The sequence below is a fragment of the Streptomyces spiramenti genome (assembly GCF_012034385.1).
Classification (GTDB): domain Bacteria; phylum Actinomycetota; class Actinomycetes; order Streptomycetales; family Streptomycetaceae; genus Streptomyces; species Streptomyces spiramenti.
Genome location: NZ_JAAVJB010000454.1, coordinates 1 through 1,293, shown reverse-complemented (window position 1 = coordinate 1,293; position 1,293 = coordinate 1). Strand labels below are relative to the sequence as shown.

1 pseudogene is annotated in these 1,293 nt (G+C 79.9%); it reads left to right on the top strand.

The features are described from left to right. A pseudogene (locus HCJ92_RS24110) lies at positions 1-1,293 on the top strand (primosome assembly protein PriA); the annotation flags it as partial.

The window sequence follows — 1,293 nt, the reverse complement described above, 5'->3', positions numbered from 1 at the left end:
GGCCGACGCCGCGCTCACCGCGCTGCTCGGTCCCGGCCACCACGTGCTGCTCACCGCCGACTCCGGCGCCGAGAGCCGGTACCGCCGCTGGCTCGCCGTGCACCGCGGCGCCGTCCGCGCCGTCGTCGGCACCCGCGCCGCCGCGTTCGCACCCGTGCGGGAGCCGGGGCTCCTCGCGCTGTGGGACGACGGCGACCAGAACCACCGGGAGGAACGGGCGCCGCAGCCCCACGCCCGCGAGGTGCTGCTGCTCCGCGCGGTGGCCGCCGAGGCCGGCCTGCTGCTCGGCGCCCACAGCCGGACCGCGGAGGCCGCGCAGTTGGTCACCGGCGGCTGGGCGGGAGAACTCGCCGCGCCCCGCGCCACCGTCCGGGAACGGGCACCCGCGGTGCGGACCTTCGAGGAGCGGGACGACGCCCGCGACCCGGCCGCCCGCAGCGCCCGCCTCCCCAGCCACGCCTGGGAGGCGGTGCGGAGCGCCCTTGCGGACGGTCCGGTCCTCATCCAGGTCCCGCGCCGGGGCTACGTGCCCCGCCTCGCGTGCGACCGCTGCCGTCACCCGGCCACCTGTGCCCACTGCCCCGGCCCCCTCCAGGCGCCGGGCGGCGACCACGCCCCGCACTGCGCCTGGTGCGGGCGCGCGACCGAGGTCTGGCACTGCCAGGAGTGCGGCAGCGGCCGGCTGCGTGCCAGCGTCGTCGGGGCGCGGCGGACGGCGGAGGAACTCGGCCGCGCCTTCCCGGCAGTCCCGGTGCGGACCTCCGGCCGCGACCACATCCTGGACACCGTGCCCGACCGGCCGGCGCTGGTGGTCGCCACCCCCGGCGCCGAGCCACGCGTCGAGGACGGGCCCGGGTACGCCGCCGCCCTGCTGCTCGACGGATGGGCCCTCCTCGGCCGCCCCGACCTGCGCGCGGGCGAGGAGGCGCTGCGCCGCTGGCTGAACGCCTCGTCCCTGGTACGACCAGCGCCTGCCGGCGGCACCGTGGTCGTCGTCCTCGCGGAACCGTCCGCGCGCCCCGTCCAGGCGCTGGTGCGCTGGGACCCGGCCGGGCACGCCGAGCGGGAACTGGGGGAGCGGGCCGAGCTCGGCCTGCCCCCCGTCACCCGGCTCGCCGCCGTCACCGGCCCGCCGACGGCCGTGGCGCGGCTGCTCGACAGCAGTGAGCTGCCCGCCGCCGCGCAGGTCCTCGGCATCACCGAGCTGGAGCCGCCGACTCCTCGGGGTCGTCCGCCTCGCCGCGGTGCGGAGCCGCCGCCGGGGGAGACGTGGCACCGCGCGCTGGTCCGGAC